This window comes from bacterium (genome assembly GCA_021372535.1).
GTDB lineage: Bacteria > Latescibacterota > Latescibacteria > Latescibacterales > Latescibacteraceae > JAFGMP01.
Genome location: JAJFUH010000217.1, coordinates 14,217 through 32,852, shown reverse-complemented (window position 1 = coordinate 32,852; position 18,636 = coordinate 14,217). Strand labels below are relative to the sequence as shown.

Here is an 18,636-nt window from a genome sequence, read left to right as displayed (position 1 = left end):
TTCGTAAATTACATCGGTGTCCGACCGATGTAAAGCGATTTCAGCCTGTTTCTCCAAAGAAATCGGTGTTGCGGCAATAACAGTAAAAAAGTTTTGATTGTATGTAAAAGGCATTTTATGTACAATATAAATCCTTCTTGAATTGCATGCTGACTCAGGTGAAATAGTGTTCGCAGATAAAGGAGAAAATCATGTTTCATGAAATCCGCTTTACACGGGAAAAGATAGCCCGTTTCCTTGCGATTATCGAACAGCTTGTATACCGTCGTAAAAGCCCGCTTCCTCCTTTCCGGTTCCTGCAGAGGCCGGATCCCATGGCGGACCCGCTTGCCGGCACCGATGTCGATGACAGCGGATGGGAGATCATCGAACCCGAAACATACTGGGGAGAGTGGGTGATGAATTTCACCCTCCGGTCATCGTTCACCGTTCCCTCCGAATGGGAGTCCGGCGCTCCGGCGGCCCTCTATCTGCCCCTCGGCGATGCCGGGGATTTCAGCCATCCGGAGGCGCTTGCCTATGTGGACGGTGTCCCGTATGCCTCCTGCGACCGTCACCACCGGGAAATCATGCTTCCCGTTCAGTGGCGCGACGGCGCTTCACATGTTCTTGCGCTCAATGGCTGGACCGGACTCGGGGGAGATTTTATCAAATCCACCGAGAAAACCCGGCTTTTCATGCGTCCCTGTTCGGTTGTGCTCATCGATACGGTGACCCGTGATTTTATCGCCGCTGCACGGGTTGCGCTCGGCGCGGTCAATGCTCTCGATGCGAACAGTCCCGTCCGGTTTTGCCTGCTCAATTCGCTCAACGACGCTTTCCGGGTGCTCGATATGCGCGAACCCATCGGCGACCGCTTTTACGGGAGTGTGGGAAACGCATACGAAGTACTGAGACGGGGTATAGAAAACGCCGGCGCACCGCTCGATGCGGACATCACCGCGACCGGTCATTCCCATATCGATGTTGCATGGCTCTGGACGCTCGGGCAGACCCGCCGGAAGGTCGGGCGGACGTTCCATACGGTTCTCAGGCTTATGGAGCAGTTTCCCGGGTATCACTTCACCCAGAGCCAGCCGCAGCTCTATGATTACATGCGCCGCGACTATCCCGATCTGTTCGAGGATGTGAAAGAACGTGTGCGCGAGGGCAGGTGGGAAGTTATCGGCGGCATGTGGGTCGAGGCCGACTGTAACATCAGCGGTCCCGAATCGCTGGCGCGCCAGTTTCTGCTCGGGCGCACCTTTTTTCGCAGGCACTTCGGCTCCGATGCCGAATCGCCCGTTCTGTGGCTTCCCGATGTGTTCGGGTACTCGTGGAGCCTTCCCCAGCTCATAAAAGAGGCCGGTCTCGAATATTTCTTCACCATCAAGATAAGCTGGAACCAGTACAACCGTCTGCCATACGACACATTCTGGTGGCAGGGCCTGGACGGCACCCGGGTGCTGACCCATTTCAGCACATCCCCGGACCTCGGCGCCACCCAGCTCGGACAGTTCATGTCCACTTACAACGCGAACGCGGCGCCAGCTCAGGTGCTCGGTACATGGAAAAATTTCCAGCAGAAAGAGCTCGGCCAGGAACTCCTCATGGCGTACGGGTACGGTGACGGCGGCGGCGGACCGACCCGTGAAATGCTCGAAAACATCAGAGAAATGGAGGCGTTTCCGGGTATGCCCCGGATGAATCAGAAGCATGTCGGCAAATTTTATCGTAAGCTTGAAGCCGAAAAAGGCGCCGAGCTGCCCGTCTGGAACGGTGAGCTTTATTTCGAGCTCCACCGCGGAACGTATACATCGCAGAGCCGTAACAAAAAGGCCAACCGTGAGAGCGAATTTCTGCTTCATGACGCCGAATTTCTCGCAGTCCTCGCATCGCTTTCGGACAAGAATTACCTGTATCCGGCCGAGGACATCAGGCAGGCATGGGAGCTTGTCTGCCTCAACCAGTTCCATGATATCATTCCCGGAAGCAGCATCAACGAGGTATACAAAGAATCGCTGGAACAGTACGCCGAAGTGAAAAGAATCGCCGGAACAGTCCGTGATAAAGCTGCCGGGGTGATTTCCTGCGCTGCCGGGGGAGATGTCATTGTCATCAACCCCTCCTCCTTCAGGCGGAGCGATCCTGCATTCATCGTCAGGAATACCCTACACGGGAAAGGATTGCGCCGTAAAGACGGGACGCCGGTGATGATTCAGCAGTTCGCTGACGGTATCCGGGCGGATTGTGGCGAGCTTGAGCCATACAGCGTCAACGCGCTTTACCGTGATGAACGCGAATCCATGCCCGGGGAAACCGGACTTTCGGCATTTCCCGAACTGCTCGAAAACAACTATATCCGCGTCGAGTTCGACAGGAATGGAGATATCACCCGCATCTATGATAAGGTGTGCGGGCGCGAGGTGCTTCCTGCGGGAGCCGCTGCGAATGTGTTTCAGGCTTTCGAGGACCGGCCGGTCGAATGGGAGGCATGGGATGTGTTCATCTACTATGACGACAAGATGTGGCTGAGCGAACCGGCGTCATCGGTCAGGGTCGTTGAGAACGGGCCTCTCCGTGCCACAATCGAAATCAGGCGTCAAATCCTGTCCAGCCCCTATGTCCAGCGTATTTCGCTGAATTACAACAGTCCGCGGCTCGATTTTGAAACATCCGTCGACTGGCGCGAGCGGCATGTTCTCCTCAAGGTTGCGTTCCCGGTGGACATCCTTTCCCCCGTGGCGACCTGTGAAATCCAGTGGGGCAATGTGGAACGTCCCACGCACCGCAATACGAGCTGGGACTGGGCGCGATTCGAGACCTGCGCGCAGAAATGGGTCGATCTGAGCGAGGGCGGCTATGGCGTCAGCATTCTGAACAACTGCAAGTACGGCCATGACATCAGGGATAATGTAATCCGGGTCAGTCTGCTCAGAAGCCCCTGCAATCCCGATCCCGAAGCCGATAAAGGGGAGCATCGCTTCACTTACAGCCTCTTTCCCCATGAGGGGAGATGGGATGAGCATACCATTGCCGAGGCATACTCGCTCAACGATCCTCTTATTGCTCTCGTTCCGGAAAAGACCTCCGTGAAAACCACGGGAGTAAATCACCCGAAGAGCCCGATAAAGCCTGGCGAGGCGCTTGTCAGGGTTGACAGACCCTCGGTGGTGATCGAGACGGTGAAAGCAGCCGAGGACGGCGATGGTATCATTGTCCGTTTGTATGAAAGCCGGCGCACCCGCGGAGATATTATCCTGACAGCGGGATTCGGGATCGCCGGAGCGTGGAGGACAAACCTGCTTGAAGAAAACCGGCACCCGCTTAAAACAGACGGAAACCGGGTTTTCCTGAGTGTGAAACCCTACGAGATCCTTACCCTTCGCATCGTGCCGATTCGTTAATACAATTTGCAAAGATGCGGTGATATGGAAACGGCTCCTGTGCATTATCGAACAATAATGTGCAGGAGCCGTTTTCCGTTATTGACCGGATTAAAAAAGGGAATCAGTTATTCTATGGGCTGATTGTTTTCAAAATCCCAGAGCGTTTTACGTTTGAGGTCGGCTGTCGCGAGCTGGAATGTGATATAGGCGTTCAGGTATGCCATCTTCGACTGAGACAGACGGTTGTTGTCAAGCGCCAGGTCCTGGCTCGTGATTTCACCGTTATTGAAGCGTTCGAGCGAGATATCATAGCTGCGCTGGGCGACTTCTTGGCTTTTCTGGAGAACTTCGAGCCGGCTCACCGCCTCGGTGACCCGCCGGACAGCATCACGAATGCTGCTTTCGACCGTTTTTTTCTGCTCTTCGACGGAGAGTTCGTTTCTCTTCAGCACCGCTTGTGCGCTCGCCACCTCGGCTTTGTTGACACCCCAGTCCCAGATGGGGACTGAAAAGGTAAGCGTTACGCCGCGGTTTCTGGGGCGGCGCTGGAGGTCATCCCAGCTCGAGTTGAACAGTGTATTGGTTGAAGAATTGTAGGACAGGCTGGGATTACTTACACCGGTGAGATCGTAGAATGCCGTGAGGTCGGCGCGGAATTCACTCCGTGCATCGGTTTCCCGCACCGTTATTTTCTGGAGTTCCAGTTCGATTTCACGCTCGCGGACTTCGGCGCGGCGGGCGAGACCTTCTTTTATTGCCTTGTCGAGATCGATTTCAAAGCGCTTGAAACTGACATCCGTTTTGACAGTTACTTCGTCAGACAGCATAAGCCCGATATCCTGCTTGAAATTATCGCGCTGGGTTTCCATATTTGCCTCAGCCGACATGAGATTAGCCCGGGCTTCCGCATAATCGACCTCCATCTGCAGCGCTTCGACCTCGGGAATGAGACCGGCCTCGAATTTCAATTTGGCCAGATCGTACATGCTTTTTTTCTGTTCGAGGGTTTCGCTGTTGATTTCGTAAGTTCTCAGACTCCGGTAGAGCGAAAAAAACGATTGAGTGGTATTGTAAATATTATCGAGCTGCGACCGTGAAAGCTGGCGTGACGCCCGTTCATAGTTGAGTTCTGCGCGTTTGAGTCCGGTTTTAAGCGTGTTCATGGTGAAAAGCGGCTGTCTGAACTGCATGCTCAACGAAGAAAGAAAATCCTTTCGCTTGAGGTCGCTGTCACTCTCGGCAAGGTAGGTTTTTTCGTCCGACTGGTAGAGCTGGGAGCTGAGGGTCAGCGTTCCGGAAGTAGGAAGCGGCTGATTGACATTGAGCTGTCCCTGAGTTTTCAGCGTGCCGAAACTGTTGTAGACAGGGAGGGAGTTGGGAACAGTGACCGCCGAAACACGTTCGGACCAGTTCGGTACATCCATCTCCATGTCGATATTTGTACGGAAACGGTATTTGGCAGCAAGGTATCCTTCCTCGGCCTGGGAGAGCGAAAGGCGGAGTGTTTTCATATCGTAGCTCTTCTCGAGAGCAATATCGATGGCATCCTGCAGGGACAGGACATACTGCTGTGCATCCGGTTCTCCTGCTCCGAACAGTACCATGCCCAAACCGAGACATATGAGACCGTATTTGAAATGGGTGAATCGTAAGGTTCTGTTTCCGTTCATTCCGACACAATCCTCCGTTTATTATTCATACCGTAAAGATTCTATTGGTTCCTGTTGTGCAGCCCGCCGGGCAGGATAATATCCGAAGATAATACCTACCGCCACGGAAACCCAGAAAGCAAGGAAAATTGCCTGCAACGATACAAGGGTCCGCCAGTTCGCGTACATGGAAATGATCTTGGTCAGAGAAAATCCGACCATGATACCGATGAGTCCGCCGGTGAAGCTCAGCACGACCGCCTCGAACAGGAACTGCCCGAGAATGTCCTTCCGTGTGGCGCCGACTGCCCGCCGGATTCCTATTTCACGGGTTCGTTCGAGAACGGAGGCGAGCATGATGTTCATGATGCCGATACCGCCCACGAGAAGGGATATGCTTGCGATCGCTCCCATGACGATGTTGAAGATGCGCTGGGTCTGCTGGCTTTGGCGGAGCAGCGATTCGGGAATGACGATGTTATAATCGATGATACCATTATGACGGCGGTCCATGGTGTGTTTGATGATATTTGCGGCTTCCTGGATTTTTTCGGTATCATTGACAAGGGCGACAAAGCGGTTGAGCTCACTCTCGAACGGCTGCATGGGGAACCGTTTCATGGATGTCGTAATGGGAATGTAGACATCCATGTTCATGTCGCGGATCGGGAGATCGGTTTTCCCGCCGCCCGATTCGATTTTATCTTCCATAACACCAACAACGGTAAACCACTGATTGCTGATTTTAACCTGTTCGCCGAGCGGCTCATGGAAGAAAAAGAGTTTCCGCTTGATGCCGCCTCCGAGCACACACACCCTTCTCGATTCATCGACATCGAGATAAGTAAAAAAAGTGCCTTCACGGGGGGTATAATTCAGCACCGGGCCATATTCAGGTGTCGTTCCGACAATCGATGTTTTGGTCCGCTCGGTTTTATATGTGATGTCAAGAGTCATTTCACGCTGGGGTACGGTGAGTTCAACGAGCGGATTAACTTCCTCGACCGCACGCGCATCAGCCCACCGGAGGCCCCGCGAAAGGTTAGATCGTCCCAGGCCCGTTTCCTTGTCCTCGATAGGGATATCCTGCACGATGATATTACGCATACCCATAAGCTGTATCTGTTCAAGGGCCTGCTGTTTTGCGCCTTCGCCGATCGAGAGCATAGCTATAACAGCACCCACACCGAAAATAATACCGAGCATGGTAAGGAGCGACCGGAGTAAATGAGTCCGAAGGCCTTCGAGTCCTAAAGTCAGGTTTTCACTATAATGCATATGATTATACTACCTTCCCATCAATCGAGACGAGCCGTTATTATTCTGTTTGTTCACTTCGGATGTTGCCACTTTTTCCCCGGCGCCAAGATTCTCGAGCGGAAGAGTCGGGTCTCTGAGAGCAACCTGTTCTCCCTCTTTGAGACCGTCCTCGACAATGATGTAGTCGCTGTTACTTCTCCCCACCTTGATCGGACGTTGGCTGAAACCGCTGTCCTTGATATAGACCACGGTCGTGTCCGCCTTTTCGAAAACCGATTCGAGCGGAACATAAAGCACATCGGAAATTCTCCCTGTCACCAGAGTGCACTGTGCAGTCATTCCGGGTTTGAGCCGTTCATCCTTTTCGTTAATCGTGACATCGACGTCAAATACCTTGACATCCGATCCTTCGTCGCGGCGCGCGAGAGTTGCAATATTGGTTATCGTACCATAAAATGTTGGTCCCGGGAGGGCGTCGAGTGTAATGACGGCCTGCTGACCCAATTGTACACGGCTTATGTCAACTTCGTTGATCTGGGTTCTTGCAAGCATGACCGAGAGGTCGGGGATACTCACGAGCACCATACCCCTGTGGGGTGTGTCGCCTACCTTGACCTTGTCACGGGTGCGTGTAGACCAGTTGTATATTTCCTGAAGAACGACAAGCCCGGCTTTGGGAGACCTGAGCGTCATGGCGTCCAACTGATCCTGCGCCTGATCTCTGCGCATCTGCGCCTGTTTTACCCGTACTTCAGCTTTAGCGATATTCGCCTGGTCGATTACCTTCTGTGATTCGATTTTTTCTTGCGCCTGTTGGAGAGCAAGGTCGGCTTTTTTGAAGTTCAGCTCCTGTTCACGGCGTTTTGATTCAGCCTCGTATTTCATCTGCTCGAAACGGAGTTTTGCCTGTTCATAGGAATACTGCTGGGTTTTATACGAGCTGTCGAGCTGTTTCATGTTTGATTCTATGCTCGCTTTTGTGCTTGCCAGTTCGGCAAGGGCATTATCAAGCTCGTTCTGACGGTCGGTTACCGTGCGCTCAGCTTCGCTCGTATCGAACTGTACGAGGAAATCACCCTCTTTAACCATGGCGCCATCCTCGACAACCCTGACGATACGTACGTCGCCATACACACGGTCAGGCACCGATACTGTGACCGACGATGAAGAGTTTAATTCGCCGCGTTCCTGGATATCGATTACAAATTCACCGCGTTTTACGTTAAAGAGGGCAACGCTCGATGCGCTGCTTTTAACCTGGAATATCAGAATGATTCCCAGAATGAATACAATGGGCCCGATAACCATGACGATACGTTTTTTCAAGAGATTTCTGACATCAGACATTTTCATGAATACCACTCCTGCCGCTGCTGCCTTTGTACGAGAAGAAAACAACAGCATAACGGGTTATTTTTTGTCGATACAATTTTCATTATCATTATTTTGTATATATTTTTTATGTGTATAAACCTTCCGGAATCTGCCGCTGTCACCCGCCGGGCTGCCTTTGTACCTGCTCTGCCGGCCGCTGTCCGTTCTCTCTCGCGGGACGGTCGGAAGTACTGTTCTGCTGTCCCCGTGTATCCCTGAGCACCTTCTGCTGAACATCAGTAAGGATTTCACCGAACGCTTTAAAGCCTTCGGGGCTCTTGAGCGCCTCCGTAAGCATCTTAATCTGTTCTGCTGTCAGCGGGCATCCGGCCTTTTCAAGGGTGGCTGCCATTGCCTTGATGCGTTCATCGGGTTCCTGTGTTTTTGGAATGACGGGTTTATTAATATTTTCTTTTGACATGGTATTCAGGTGATCGACAAGCTCTTCAAGTTCTGTGGATTTACGCTGTATATCAGCGAACCATCCCAGAGGGTGTGCATCAGGATTCGGCGATGAGAGAGAAATAACATCACCCTGTCTGATGTCCCCCTGAACAATGATATAACGGTCATTTCGTTTACCGGTAGTGATTGGGACGGGATCAGGAAATGTCCGCTGCGGGAAAACCACAGGTTTGCCATCCAGTTCAAACACGGCGCCAACGGGTGCATATAACGCATCGGGAATTTCTTCAAAAATTATCCGTGTTTTGGCGGACATGCCCGGCTTGAGAAGCTGATCCGACTCCTCGATACGGATGACAATCTCGAAGTCCTTGATCTGTGAAGTCTCTTCGGCCCTGTCGGCGAGGGGGGCGATACTGATCACGGTGCCGTTGAATACCCTGTCGATGAAGGCATCGAGCCGCAGTCGCGCTTTGTACCCGATTTTAATCTTGGATGCGTCGATCTCGTTGACACGGATGACACTCTCCATCTCGTTGAGATCCGGTATATACATCACCGTCATTCCCGGTCCGACTGTTTCGCCGGCGGCTACCTTATGGAGCGGCATATCGCGCCAGCCTCCAATTTCGTTGTATACGACCATACCGGAAACCGGGGCGCGGAGTGTGAGCGCATCGATCCTTCTTTTAATATTATCAACATGCTCCTGATAATGATTAAGACGCTGCTGCTCTATTTTATACCCGGATTCATTGATTATTTTCTGGCTGGAGATTCGTGTCATCGTCTCATCGTACCCGATGAGAGCTATTTCGAAAGCAAGACGGGCATCTTCCTTGCGAACCTCCGATTCGAATTTCAACTGCTCCAGCTGGAGTTGGGCAGCATCACGCGAATATTCCGACATTTGAAGGTTCGATTCAAGTTCGGACATGACCGATTCCTGCTGAGTCTTGACACTCAGAACCTGGGCTTCCTGCGCTTTGAACTGATCAATTGCCGTATCAAGTTCTGTATATAAGGTACTCGCGTCAAACTGGACGAGAACGTCCCCTTCCTTTACGACCGTTCCCTCCGGAACCATTTCGGTAATCTGGAGCGTCATTCTCCATTCCCGCGGCGCACTGAGATAATACGAATTTGCCGCACGTATTTCTCCGCTCTCCACAATATCGACCGGGAAATTGCCTTTCATGACCGGTATCCAATGGCCTTCATGAACCGTACTGCTCCTGCTCGAAATGACTGTGACAAGAAGGATGATGATTACCAGAGCTCCACCGGTAAATACAATACGGTGATTCCTGAAAGCATTATACGCCGTAAGCACATGTTTGATTATTTTTCCAACCGCGCGATCGAGAGCAACTTCAATTTGCATGGAATGTCCTTATTTTTTATTTCTTTAGTCTGAAATCACCGTACGCATTAATATTTACTTTGTGTAAACTCGTAAGATAATCAATTTGAAAACCTTTGTCAAAATCGAAATGAGAATATTTTCTCGATTTAACAGTACGGTATAATTATATCATACCCCTGGTTATCAACGGTTGTTACTCATGGTTATTAAAACTCTTATATCTGCCGGTGCAAACTGATACAGCATACTTAAGACGTTGCAACTCCAAAAAGGTTTAAAAAAAAATCAAACCTTTTAAAAAAAATATGAATTGAACGATAACCGATGTTTTTTCATGATTTGCATCGTGCCATGGCTTGCACGGCTGACGGTCATCTCATGCTCTGCGTTGGTAAAGTCCGGGCAGTTCAATGAATATGTGCAAAAAATAAAAATCTTTGTATCTCCGTCCGCTCCGGGGAAATCCTTGTTCCATACGTGATAATTCTGTTGATTTCGCACCGACCGTATATGTATCGTTATGTAACGAAGACCGACAACCCCCTAACTGTATCGGAGAATAAGCCATGTACGCCGCATCGTCAGTTCATCGTTTCGGACACATGATCAATGACCACTCTTCGAAAGTATTCGGACGGTATTTCATCATCCTTGTGGTTGTTACCGCAGTAATTCTGTCGGGAACAGTATTTGGTCAGCCATCGCGGGAGACCATACTGTTTCAGGCGGATACCTTCCAGTCGGTTGAATCGGCTGCCGCCGGAGGCTGGGTGCAGTACAGCCAGCGCGTCGAAATCAGTCCCGAATTTTTTGTCGCCGCTCTTCCGAGCATCGGCGGCGAGGGCAGTCTCGGCATTTCCGGCGCGTCCAACAGCTCTGCAAACGGGTGCTGGCGCAGGATGGTTACCGGTATATCGGGAGGGAATTACTACCGTTTCGAGGCGTCATACACCGTGCGGAGCGTTCCCAACCCGCGAATACAGGTTCTTGCCCGTCTCGACTGGCGTGACAGAAAAGACGAACGGATCGGTCAGCCGGAATATATCCCCGATGGGGTCGTTCATGAAGGCTGGCAGGAGGTGAGCGGTATCTTCCGGGCTCCCGTTGGGACGGCCTCGGTCATGATAGAGCTGCACCTCGGATTCTGCGATCAGGGTACGGTCTGGTGGGACGGCATCAGGCTGGCGCAGGTTCCCGCGCCTCCCAAACGGATCGTGCGCGTGGGTACTGTCAACTGCTTTCCGAGAAACACGGCGTCGAGTACGGAAAGCGTCGAGCAGTTCTGTAAGCTCGCCGGAGATGCCGGGAAAAAAGGATGCGACATAGTCTGTCTCGGCGAGGGAATCAATCTCGTTGGAGTCCGGGGGGCGCAGTATACGGACATTGCCGAGCCGATCCCCGGCCCGACGACGCAGAGGCTTGGTGAGGTTGCCCGGAAATGGAACATGTATATTGTGGCAGCCCTCGGCGAACGGGATGGCGCTGCAGTTTACAATACCGGCGTTCTTATTGACCGTCAGGGCAGAGTCGCCGGGATTTACCACAAGGTTCACCTCCCGCGCGAGGAGGTCGAAAGCGGCGTCACCCCCGGAAATTCCTACCCCGTGTTCGACACTGATTTCGGCCGTATCGGCATTATGATCTGCTGGGACAACCAGTATGCGGAGCCGGCCCGGGCGCTCGCATTTCAGGGCGCGGAGATCGTCTTCCTCCCCATCTGGGGCGGGAACGCCACCTTAACACAGGCACGGTGCATCGAGAATCAGGTTTATGTGGTGAGCTGCGGCTATGACATCGGGTGCACCATCTACGATCCCTGGGCCAATCTGCTTGCCGAGGCAAAAGACCGTCCCGGCTTTACCGTTGCGGAAATCGACCTCAACGAACCGCACCCGGAGCAGTGGCTCGGCAACATGCGTCATCGCTTCTACCGGGAGATGCGGGCAGATATTCCCGTTCCCGGCCTGAAATGATACAGACAGGGGCACAGTGTTTTTTGCCGCTGACATGCGCATCAGACTGTCTCATCTATTAATGAAAGGGCGTAACAGGTTTCTGCCTTACCATTTTTTAAAGACGAAGAACACGGCGCAGATCATGAAGAGAAAACCGACAAGGTAATTCCACTTGAACTCCTCACGGAGGTACAGCACCGAAAAGACGCTGAACACAACGAGCGTGATAACCTCCTGAATGGTCTTGAGCTGTGCGGCGGTGAAAGAGGCGTGACCGATACGGTTAGCGGGAACCTGGAAACAGTATTCAAAGAACGCTATCATCCAGCTCACGAGAATAACAACCCAGAGCGCCTTATTCTTGTGCTTGAGATGCCCGTACCAGGCGAATGTCATGAAGATGTTGGATATGGTTAAAAGGATGACTGTTTTCAAGAATTATAACTCTATTATAAGTAAAACTGTTACCTTCCGAATTATTGAGGCGCAAAAATACCATGTTTCAGCAGTTGACACAAGAGAAAATTAACTTGGATATTTCATGACTGTAATTTTTCGCGAAATCGTGATGATTTATAACATATTATTTATTAAAGCATAAGGAACTTTATGTATTACAATAATTATTTTAACAATATTTATCCGCTTATATCCGCCCAATCCGCGTAAATCAGCGTTCCTTTGCATCTGTAAATAGCCGGGATAAATCGTTTCCGAAAAAAATATTGCATTCAGCGCCGTAATGGATTTCCTTACAAACTGCATATGGCAGATGAAAGGACAGTGTATGAGAATACGGCATATATCGGTTAAAAACCTGTTCGGGATATTCAATCACGAGATACCGCTCAACACCGGCGAACGGATAACGATTATTTACGGCCCGAACGGATTCGGAAAAACATTCACCCTCACCCTCGTCAACGAGCTTTTTAATCCCGGGTACGAGGATTTCTACCGAATCCCGTTCAGCGATGTGTGTGTTGATTTCGACGATGGTGGAATGCTCGGTCTCAGAAAACGCAGGAACGATAACGGCGATGAGCTGTTTTTTGAATTCACCAGACCTGGAACGAAGCCCGAAACGTTTCTCCTTGATAAAAATCCCGATCGGCATATCGAGGAACCGGCCTGGTTCAAAGAGTTGAAGGAAATCATCGATGTACGCTTCATCCATACGGAACGGCTTATCCAGCTCTCAGACTCGACACACCCCGGAAACGAGTACACGATAACCGAATATACGGAGGAGCTCAGGAATCTCATCGAGAAAAAGCTTGCCGAATATGCGGCGCTTTCACAGTCCCTTGACCGGTCATTTCCCGTTCGCCTTGTTACCGGAAGTAATAAAACGGGACTGTCGCTCGATGAGCTGAAGAAAAGATTTCGGGACATCGAAGTGAAACGAGCGCGGCTCATGGATGCCGGACTTCTTGAGCGGGAAGAAACCACCATGGGCGTCATTGATCATATCGATGAATCGAATATGAATGTACTGTCGGTATATATCGGGGACGTGGAAAAGAAACTGAGCGTTTTCAAAGACCTTACCGATAAAATCGAACTCCTCATGAAGATTGTCAACAGCAGGTTCCTCCAGAAACGCATGGAGATAAGCAGGCGGGACGGTTTCATATTCATCGCGTCGGACGGTCGCAAACTGCTGCCTGAAAACCTCTCGTCGGGCGAACAGCATGTCGTGGTGCTCCTCTACGAGCTGCTTTTCAAGGTCAGACCCGATTCCCTCATCCTCATCGACGAACCCGAGCTGTCGCTCCATGTTTTCTGGCAGCAGCAGTTCATCAGGGATATTCAGGATATCATCGGGCTTGCAGGATTCGATGTGCTCATCGCCACGCACTCACCTCAGATCATCCATGACCGCTGGGATCTTGCAGTCGAGCTGAAGGGCCCCCGCGAATGAAGCAGTTTCTTACTCCGCACGAGATTGCAAATACCATCCGCATGATGCGTCCTGTGTACGCCGGGACGGTGCTCATGGTCGAGGGCGATTCTGATGCCCGCGTATACGGCCGTTTTATCGACAGGAAACGGTGCAGTATCATTCCTGCACACGGGAAAAGCAATGTGCTCATTGCGATGGGAGTGCTCGAGAAAGACCGGTATACCGGCATTCTTGCCGTCATCGACAGCGACTACTGGAGGATGGAAGGCACCGATCCCGGCAGCGTGAACATCCTGATGACCGATACCCATGACCTCGAAACGATGATACTCTCGTCCGGAGCGCTCGAAACCGTGCTTGCGGAATTCGGTTCGGCGCAGAAGATCAGAAAAACCGGCAGTCCGATCCGCGAGATGATCCTCCATGCCGCTCTGCCATTGGGATACCTGCGTTGGATTTCCTCATCGAAACAGGACAATCTTTCCCTGAAATTCAGGGATATTTCGTTCGCCGCGGTGATTGTCACGGAGGGGAAAACGATGAGAATGGATATCGATGACATGATCGAAGAGGTGAGGGCAAGCTCTGATACGGTCCCGTTTGACCGGGAGGAGCTCAGATTAAGGATTGCCGGTCTCGTCCGGAGTAACCGTCATGACCCGTGGCAAGTATGCCGGGGGCACGATATGATTCATATTCTTGCCATCGGTCTCAGAACCGTATTCGGCGGCAGGCATGCGAAAAATATCAGCTACGAACAGATTGACAGCATCATGCGGATCGCTTTCGGTTTCGCTGAATTTTCACAGACCCGGCTCTATTCCTCGCTGAAAAAATGGGAACGGGACAACCCGGACTTCTCCGTTTTCCCTGGATAAAATCGGCTGACCGTGCAAATTTACTGATGTGGATTGATGGGAAAATCAAAACCGTTTTGCCATTCTTTTCAATAGAATCCACTCGTCATCTCCCGCGTTAAATTTGATAAAATCGTATCGATCACGCAGGAACTGTTATGAATTCCGTTATTCCAGCCCGTTGTCATGGTTGCTCGAACACTATAAAGGTTCGGGTGATGAGATTCCCTGTTTCGGATCTGGTGATCCTTTTTCTGCTCGGATTACTGCTGTATCCCTCCGGCTCGTGCTATGGTGATACACGCAAGCCCTTTGACCTCGGTGTCAAAAAAGAAGTGCTGTTCCTTACGGCAGGTGCGGGCCTGGAAATCGCGAGACAATACAGCCTTGACCATTCTTCCTCGCCGAATCTGTCACGTGCGAATCCCGGCGACATACCTGCAATAGACCGTTTTACGCGGAAGTATTATTCCACCTCTGCTGACTCATGGAGCTACGTCACCATAAAGCCCGATAATTTACTTCCCATGCTGACACCGGTTCTTACAATGGCGCTCTCACGGAAGGGATCGTGGTATTACCTTGTCACGAGCGCTGTGCTTTATGCAGAGGCATCCCTTATAGTCAACAGTGCCACCGACATCGCCAAAAATACATTCGGTCGATACCGCCCGTATGTCTATAACGATGCTGTCCCCCTTGAGAGACGGACGTCACTGGCAGGCACGAAGTCCATGTGGTCGGGACATGCCGCAAATGCGTTTCAGGGCGCAGTGTTAGGGGGATATATGTTTCAGAAATACAATCCCGGGTCGCGATGGACAAAGCCGGTATGGTGTATCGGGCTTCCGTGCGCCACAGCTACTGCGGTGCTTCGTGTCAGGGCCGGACAGCACTTTCCGACCGATGTCGTAGTCGGAGCGGCGTTCGGCTCCCTGTGCGGATGGTTTATACCGTGGATGCACATCGAAAACCACACAGCACTGTCTATGCGTACAGAAGGAGAAAATACCCCGGTAATTACATTGACACGTATGTTTTAAAAAAGACGGGTAAAAGGCACAAGGCACAAGGCAGAAGTGAAAAAGACGGATATTACAAAGGAAAGCATCAACATAAGATATGTTTCAAAAAAAATGGGGGGGCGCAAGATGATACAATTCGTTGATTTTACCCTCATTTTACACTATATTAATAAAATTGTCAATTCATGGTTATCACAAGGTAATTGAATGTCCGTATATCTTTATTCATAGACTTAATCCGAGGAGACGGTTCAATGGGTATGGTCAAAGCCGAAAAAATCTGGTTCAACGGCAAATTTGTCAACTGGGAAGACGCCAAAATTCATGTTCTGTCACATGTCATCCATTACGGTACGTCGTTTTTCGAGGGTGCCCGGTGCTATAAGACCCAAAAAGGTCCGGCATGTTTCCGTATTCACGATCACATGAGAAGACTCGTGGACTCCATGAAAATCTACCGGACCGATTCGCCCTATACGATTCAGGAGCTTGTCGATGCCACCCTTGAAACTATCAGGGTCAACAAGTTGGAATCATGTTACATCCGGCCCATCATTTTCCGCGGATACGGCGAGCTCGGTGTGAATCCGCAGCACTGTCCGCTCGATACCGTCATAGCTGTCTGGGGATGGGGCGCATATTTAGGCGCCGATGCGCTGGAAAAGGGGGTCAGTGTCTGTGTGTCCTCGTGGAACCGTCTGGGACCCAACACGATGCCCAACATAGCAAAAGTCGGTGCGAATTACATGAACAGTCAGCTCATTAAAACCGATGCGCTGGCGAGCGGATTCGATGAGGGTATCGGCCTCGACACGCGCGGCATGATCAGCGAAGGCTCCGGTGAAAACATATTCATTGTCCGTGACGGCGCCATATACACACCATCGCCCGCTGCGAGCATTCTTCGTGGGATTACCCGCGATTCCATCATCACCCTTGCCAAGTCGATGGGTATACCGGTTTTCGAGCAGCCTGTTCCACGTGAAATGCTCTATATAGCCGATGAAGTTTTCTTCACCGGCACAGCTGCTGAAGTGACTCCGGTCAGCGCAGTCGACCATGTCAAAATCGGCAATGGTGTTCGCGGCCCGATCACCGGCAGACTTCAGAAGGAATTTTTCAACATCGTATCCGGCGAAGCCGAGGACCGGTACGGATGGCTGCTCTATGTTTGAACAACCGCCATTAAACATAATAATCAACCGGATAACTGACCGGGGGGATAGACATGAAATCGGTTAACTTGGGAATTATCGGATACGGCAACATGGGTTCCGCGATTATCAGGGGTCTCATCGATGCCGGTTTATACAAGGCTTCAAGCATCTGTGTGTACGATACGGCGCCGGAGAGAAACGAAGCGGCCCGCGGCGACGGATGCGCCATCTCAGGCTCGATCAAAGAACTGGGGAAAGCGGTCGATACCATTATCATCGGTGTCAAACCGAATATCGCCCTCGAGGTTATTCACGAACTCAGGGATGTTCCCCCGGGGAAACTGGTCATATCCATCGTGGCAGGATTGAGCGCAAAGACCATCGAGGCCATCATTCCCGATAAACCGGTTGTCCGTGTCATGCCCAATACTCCCTGCATGATAAGCGAGGGCGCAAGCGCTGTCTGCCGTGGTGAAAAAGCCACCGATGAACATGTCAGAAAAGCGACAGAAATCATGGGCGCCCTCGGATATGTCACCGAGGTCGGCGAAAAGCTCATGGACGTGGTCACGGGGCTTTCCGGAAGCGGCCCGGCATATGTCGCCATCATGATCGATGCGTTGAGCGATGGCGGCGTGAAGATGGGGCTTCCCCGTCCGGCTGCGCTCAAGCTTGCCGCACAGACCGTGCTCGGTGCAGCAAAGATGATACTCGAGAAGAACCTTGCTCCCTCGGCCCTCCGCGACATGGTCACTTCACCGGGCGGTACGACCATCGCGGGTATCTCGGTGCTCGAATCGCATGCTTTCCGTGCGGCGCTCATAGGCGCTGTCGAAGCCGCGACGCTGAAATCCGAGGCACTCGGGAAAAAGTGATGTCAGGTTCAGCCGGAGAGGATTTTTTTTGCTCGTGGTTTTTATTTCTGAGCCATGAGTTTTCAGGTGCAGGTTTTTTAAGGAGACAGTGTGGTTACGATCATAGATTACGGCATGGCAAATCTCGGAAGTGTCCGTAAAGCTTTCGAGCATGTCGGCGCCATTGCCCGGGTAAGCGATAAGCCGGACGACCTTCGCGACACATCACACATCGTTCTGCCCGGTGTCGGAGCATTCGGTGATGCGATGATAAACATCCGGAAACAGGGCTTTGGTGAAGCGATTCGGGAGGCTGTTCAGAACGGGATCCCGTTTTTAGGCATCTGCCTCGGTCTCCAGGTGTTGTTCACGGAGGGCGAGGAAAAGGGCATCCACAAGGGCCTCGATATTTTCAAAGGCAGAGTGCGCCTTTTCACCGAGGGTCTCGTTCCCCAAATCGGCTGGAACCAGGCCCACATACGGCGCGAGGACCCGCTCATGGAAGGAATACCGGATCATTCGTACTTTTATTTTGTCCATTCGTACTATGTCGATCCGGCGGAAAAAGAGAATGTGACCATCGCCGAAACCGATTACCACATCATGTATGCCTCCATCGTCGGCCGTGACCGTATCTGGGGAATACAGTTTCATCCGGAAAAGAGCCAGGAGATGGGGCTCAGAATACTCGGCAACTTCGTTAAAGTACGCTCATGATTGTCATACCGGCGGTCGACATAAAGGACGGGCGATGCGTCCGTCTCCTCCAGGGGCGGATGGAAGATGAAACGGTCTACGCCCGCGTACCTTGGACTATGGCGGTCAGATGGCAGGAAGCGGGGGCGCGCATACTCCATATCGTCGACCTCAACGGCGCTTTCGAGGGTCGGGGAGTCAACGACAGCGCTGTCCGTGAGATAGTCGAACATGTGGATATGGTCACCGAGCTCGGCGGCGGTATTCGCGACATGGCGCGCATTGACGCTCTCCTCGGCATGGGTATCGGCCGTGTCATTCTCGGGACTGTCGCTGTGGAAAATCCCGGCCTTGTTAAAGAAGCTGTCGAAATGTACGGCCCCGAAAAAATCATTGTCGGCATCGACGCCCGCGGCGGCATAGCGGCGACACGCGGATGGGCTGCGGACGGCGGTCGTCCGGCGGTCGAGCTCGGCCTCGAAATGAAACGGCTCGGTGTGTCGCGAATAGTTTATACCGACATCAGCCGTGACGGTATGCTCACCGGCCCGAACCTTGCCGAAACGGAGCGCATGGCCCGTGAAACGGGGCTGAAGATCGTGGCGTCGGGCGGAGTATCATCGCTCGGGGACATACGGGCGCTGAAAGAGTTTGAACCGCTCGGTGTCGACTCGGTCATCACCGGCAAGGCCATTTACGAGGGTACGCTTGACCTGAAAGAGGCGATAGAGGCGGCGGAATAATTTTTGAGAACGGTGAAAAGG

14 protein-coding genes are annotated in these 18,636 nt (G+C 51.9%); 9 read left to right on the top strand and 5 right to left on the bottom strand.

Translation table 11 applies throughout. The features are described from left to right. The first annotated feature begins 191 nt into the window (after positions 1-191). On the top strand, positions 192-3,386 hold the full coding sequence (locus LLG96_18700) for an alpha-mannosidase (GenBank protein ID MCE5252236.1): 3,195 nt from the start codon (positions 192-194) through the stop codon (positions 3,384-3,386). A gap of 107 nt (positions 3,387-3,493) precedes the next feature. Here LLG96_18700 and LLG96_18695 read toward each other — a convergent pair whose 3' ends face one another. The 4 genes from LLG96_18695 to LLG96_18680 form a co-directional block, all read right to left on the bottom strand. After that, positions 3,494-5,038: a TolC family protein gene (locus tag LLG96_18695; protein ID MCE5252235.1), complete on the bottom strand. Its 1,545-nt coding sequence runs from the start codon at positions 5,036-5,038 to the stop codon at positions 3,494-3,496. Between the two features lie 21 nt (positions 5,039-5,059). Next, positions 5,060-6,295 (bottom strand): ABC transporter permease, encoded by a 1,236-nt coding sequence (locus LLG96_18690; protein MCE5252234.1) that lies wholly within the window; start codon positions 6,293-6,295, stop codon positions 5,060-5,062. A 9-nt stretch (positions 6,296-6,304) separates the two neighbouring features. Next, positions 6,305-7,630, bottom strand: a complete 1,326-nt coding sequence (locus LLG96_18685) for an efflux RND transporter periplasmic adaptor subunit (protein MCE5252233.1) — start codon at positions 7,628-7,630, stop codon at positions 6,305-6,307. A gap of 139 nt (positions 7,631-7,769) precedes the next feature. After that, positions 7,770-9,440 carry an efflux RND transporter periplasmic adaptor subunit gene (locus tag LLG96_18680; GenBank protein ID MCE5252232.1) on the bottom strand — a complete coding sequence of 557 codons (1,671 nt, stop codon included), beginning with the start codon at positions 9,438-9,440 and terminating at the stop codon, positions 7,770-7,772. A gap of 548 nt (positions 9,441-9,988) precedes the next feature. On the opposite strand from LLG96_18680, the gene LLG96_18675 reads away from it, so the two are divergent. Continuing rightward, positions 9,989-11,395 (top strand): carbon-nitrogen hydrolase family protein, encoded by a 1,407-nt coding sequence (locus LLG96_18675; GenBank protein MCE5252231.1) that lies wholly within the window; start codon positions 9,989-9,991, stop codon positions 11,393-11,395. 87 nt (positions 11,396-11,482) lie between these two features. Here LLG96_18675 and LLG96_18670 read toward each other — a convergent pair whose 3' ends face one another. Next, complete coding sequence (locus tag LLG96_18670) at positions 11,483-11,812, bottom strand: DMT family protein (protein MCE5252230.1); 330 nt, start codon at positions 11,810-11,812, stop codon at positions 11,483-11,485. 352 nt (positions 11,813-12,164) lie between these two features. Between LLG96_18670 and LLG96_18665 the strand changes: the two genes are divergently transcribed. From LLG96_18665 to hisA, 7 genes are all read left to right on the top strand, one after another. Continuing rightward, the gene (locus LLG96_18665; GenBank protein ID MCE5252229.1) at positions 12,165-13,301 is read left to right on the top strand and encodes an AAA family ATPase; all 1,137 of its coding nucleotides are present in this window, start codon (positions 12,165-12,167) and stop codon (positions 13,299-13,301) included. Continuing rightward, positions 13,298-14,161, top strand: coding sequence for a DUF4435 domain-containing protein (locus tag LLG96_18660; protein ID MCE5252228.1), 864 nt, complete (start codon positions 13,298-13,300; stop codon positions 14,159-14,161). The genes LLG96_18665 and LLG96_18660 overlap by 4 nt, the downstream gene beginning before the upstream one ends. 197 nt (positions 14,162-14,358) lie before the next feature. After that, on the top strand, positions 14,359-15,183 hold the full coding sequence (locus LLG96_18655; GenBank protein ID MCE5252227.1) for a phosphatase PAP2 family protein: 825 nt from the start codon (positions 14,359-14,361) through the stop codon (positions 15,181-15,183). A 236-nt stretch (positions 15,184-15,419) separates the two neighbouring features. Beyond that, positions 15,420-16,340: a branched-chain amino acid transaminase gene (locus LLG96_18650; protein MCE5252226.1), complete on the top strand. Its 921-nt coding sequence runs from the start codon at positions 15,420-15,422 to the stop codon at positions 16,338-16,340. A 53-nt stretch (positions 16,341-16,393) separates the two neighbouring features. Then, positions 16,394-17,197 (top strand): pyrroline-5-carboxylate reductase, encoded by an 804-nt coding sequence (gene proC, locus LLG96_18645; GenBank protein ID MCE5252225.1) that lies wholly within the window; start codon positions 16,394-16,396, stop codon positions 17,195-17,197. A gap of 90 nt (positions 17,198-17,287) precedes the next feature. Continuing rightward, positions 17,288-17,893 carry an imidazole glycerol phosphate synthase subunit HisH gene (gene hisH, locus LLG96_18640; GenBank protein ID MCE5252224.1) on the top strand — a complete coding sequence of 202 codons (606 nt, stop codon included), beginning with the start codon at positions 17,288-17,290 and terminating at the stop codon, positions 17,891-17,893. Next, complete coding sequence (gene hisA, locus LLG96_18635; protein MCE5252223.1) at positions 17,890-18,615, top strand: 1-(5-phosphoribosyl)-5-[(5-phosphoribosylamino)methylideneamino]imidazole-4-carboxamide isomerase; 726 nt, start codon at positions 17,890-17,892, stop codon at positions 18,613-18,615. The genes hisH and hisA overlap by 4 nt, the downstream gene beginning before the upstream one ends. Positions 18,616-18,636 lie beyond the last annotated feature (21 nt).

Excerpts from the sequence above, each read along its gene's own strand:
- LLG96_18700 (MCE5252236.1), top strand. The coding sequence starts at position 192 with ATGTTTCATGAAATCCGCTTTACACGGGAAAAGATAGCCCGTTTCCTT.
- LLG96_18695 (MCE5252235.1), bottom strand. The coding sequence starts at position 5,038 with ATGAACGGAAACAGAACCTTACGATTCACCCATTTCAAATACGGTCTC.
- LLG96_18690 (MCE5252234.1), bottom strand. The coding sequence starts at position 6,295 with ATGCATTATAGTGAAAACCTGACTTTAGGACTCGAAGGCCTTCGGACT.
- LLG96_18685 (MCE5252233.1), bottom strand. The coding sequence starts at position 7,630 with ATGAAAATGTCTGATGTCAGAAATCTCTTGAAAAAACGTATCGTCATG.
- LLG96_18680 (MCE5252232.1), bottom strand. The coding sequence starts at position 9,440 with ATGCAAATTGAAGTTGCTCTCGATCGCGCGGTTGGAAAAATAATCAAA.
- LLG96_18675 (MCE5252231.1), top strand. The coding sequence starts at position 9,989 with ATGTACGCCGCATCGTCAGTTCATCGTTTCGGACACATGATCAATGAC.
- LLG96_18665 (MCE5252229.1), top strand. The coding sequence starts at position 12,165 with ATGAGAATACGGCATATATCGGTTAAAAACCTGTTCGGGATATTCAAT.
- LLG96_18660 (MCE5252228.1), top strand. The coding sequence starts at position 13,298 with ATGAAGCAGTTTCTTACTCCGCACGAGATTGCAAATACCATCCGCATG.
- LLG96_18655 (MCE5252227.1), top strand. The coding sequence starts at position 14,359 with ATGAGATTCCCTGTTTCGGATCTGGTGATCCTTTTTCTGCTCGGATTA.
- LLG96_18650 (MCE5252226.1), top strand. The coding sequence starts at position 15,420 with ATGGGTATGGTCAAAGCCGAAAAAATCTGGTTCAACGGCAAATTTGTC.
- proC (MCE5252225.1), top strand. The coding sequence starts at position 16,394 with ATGAAATCGGTTAACTTGGGAATTATCGGATACGGCAACATGGGTTCC.
- hisA (MCE5252223.1), top strand. The coding sequence starts at position 17,890 with ATGATTGTCATACCGGCGGTCGACATAAAGGACGGGCGATGCGTCCGT.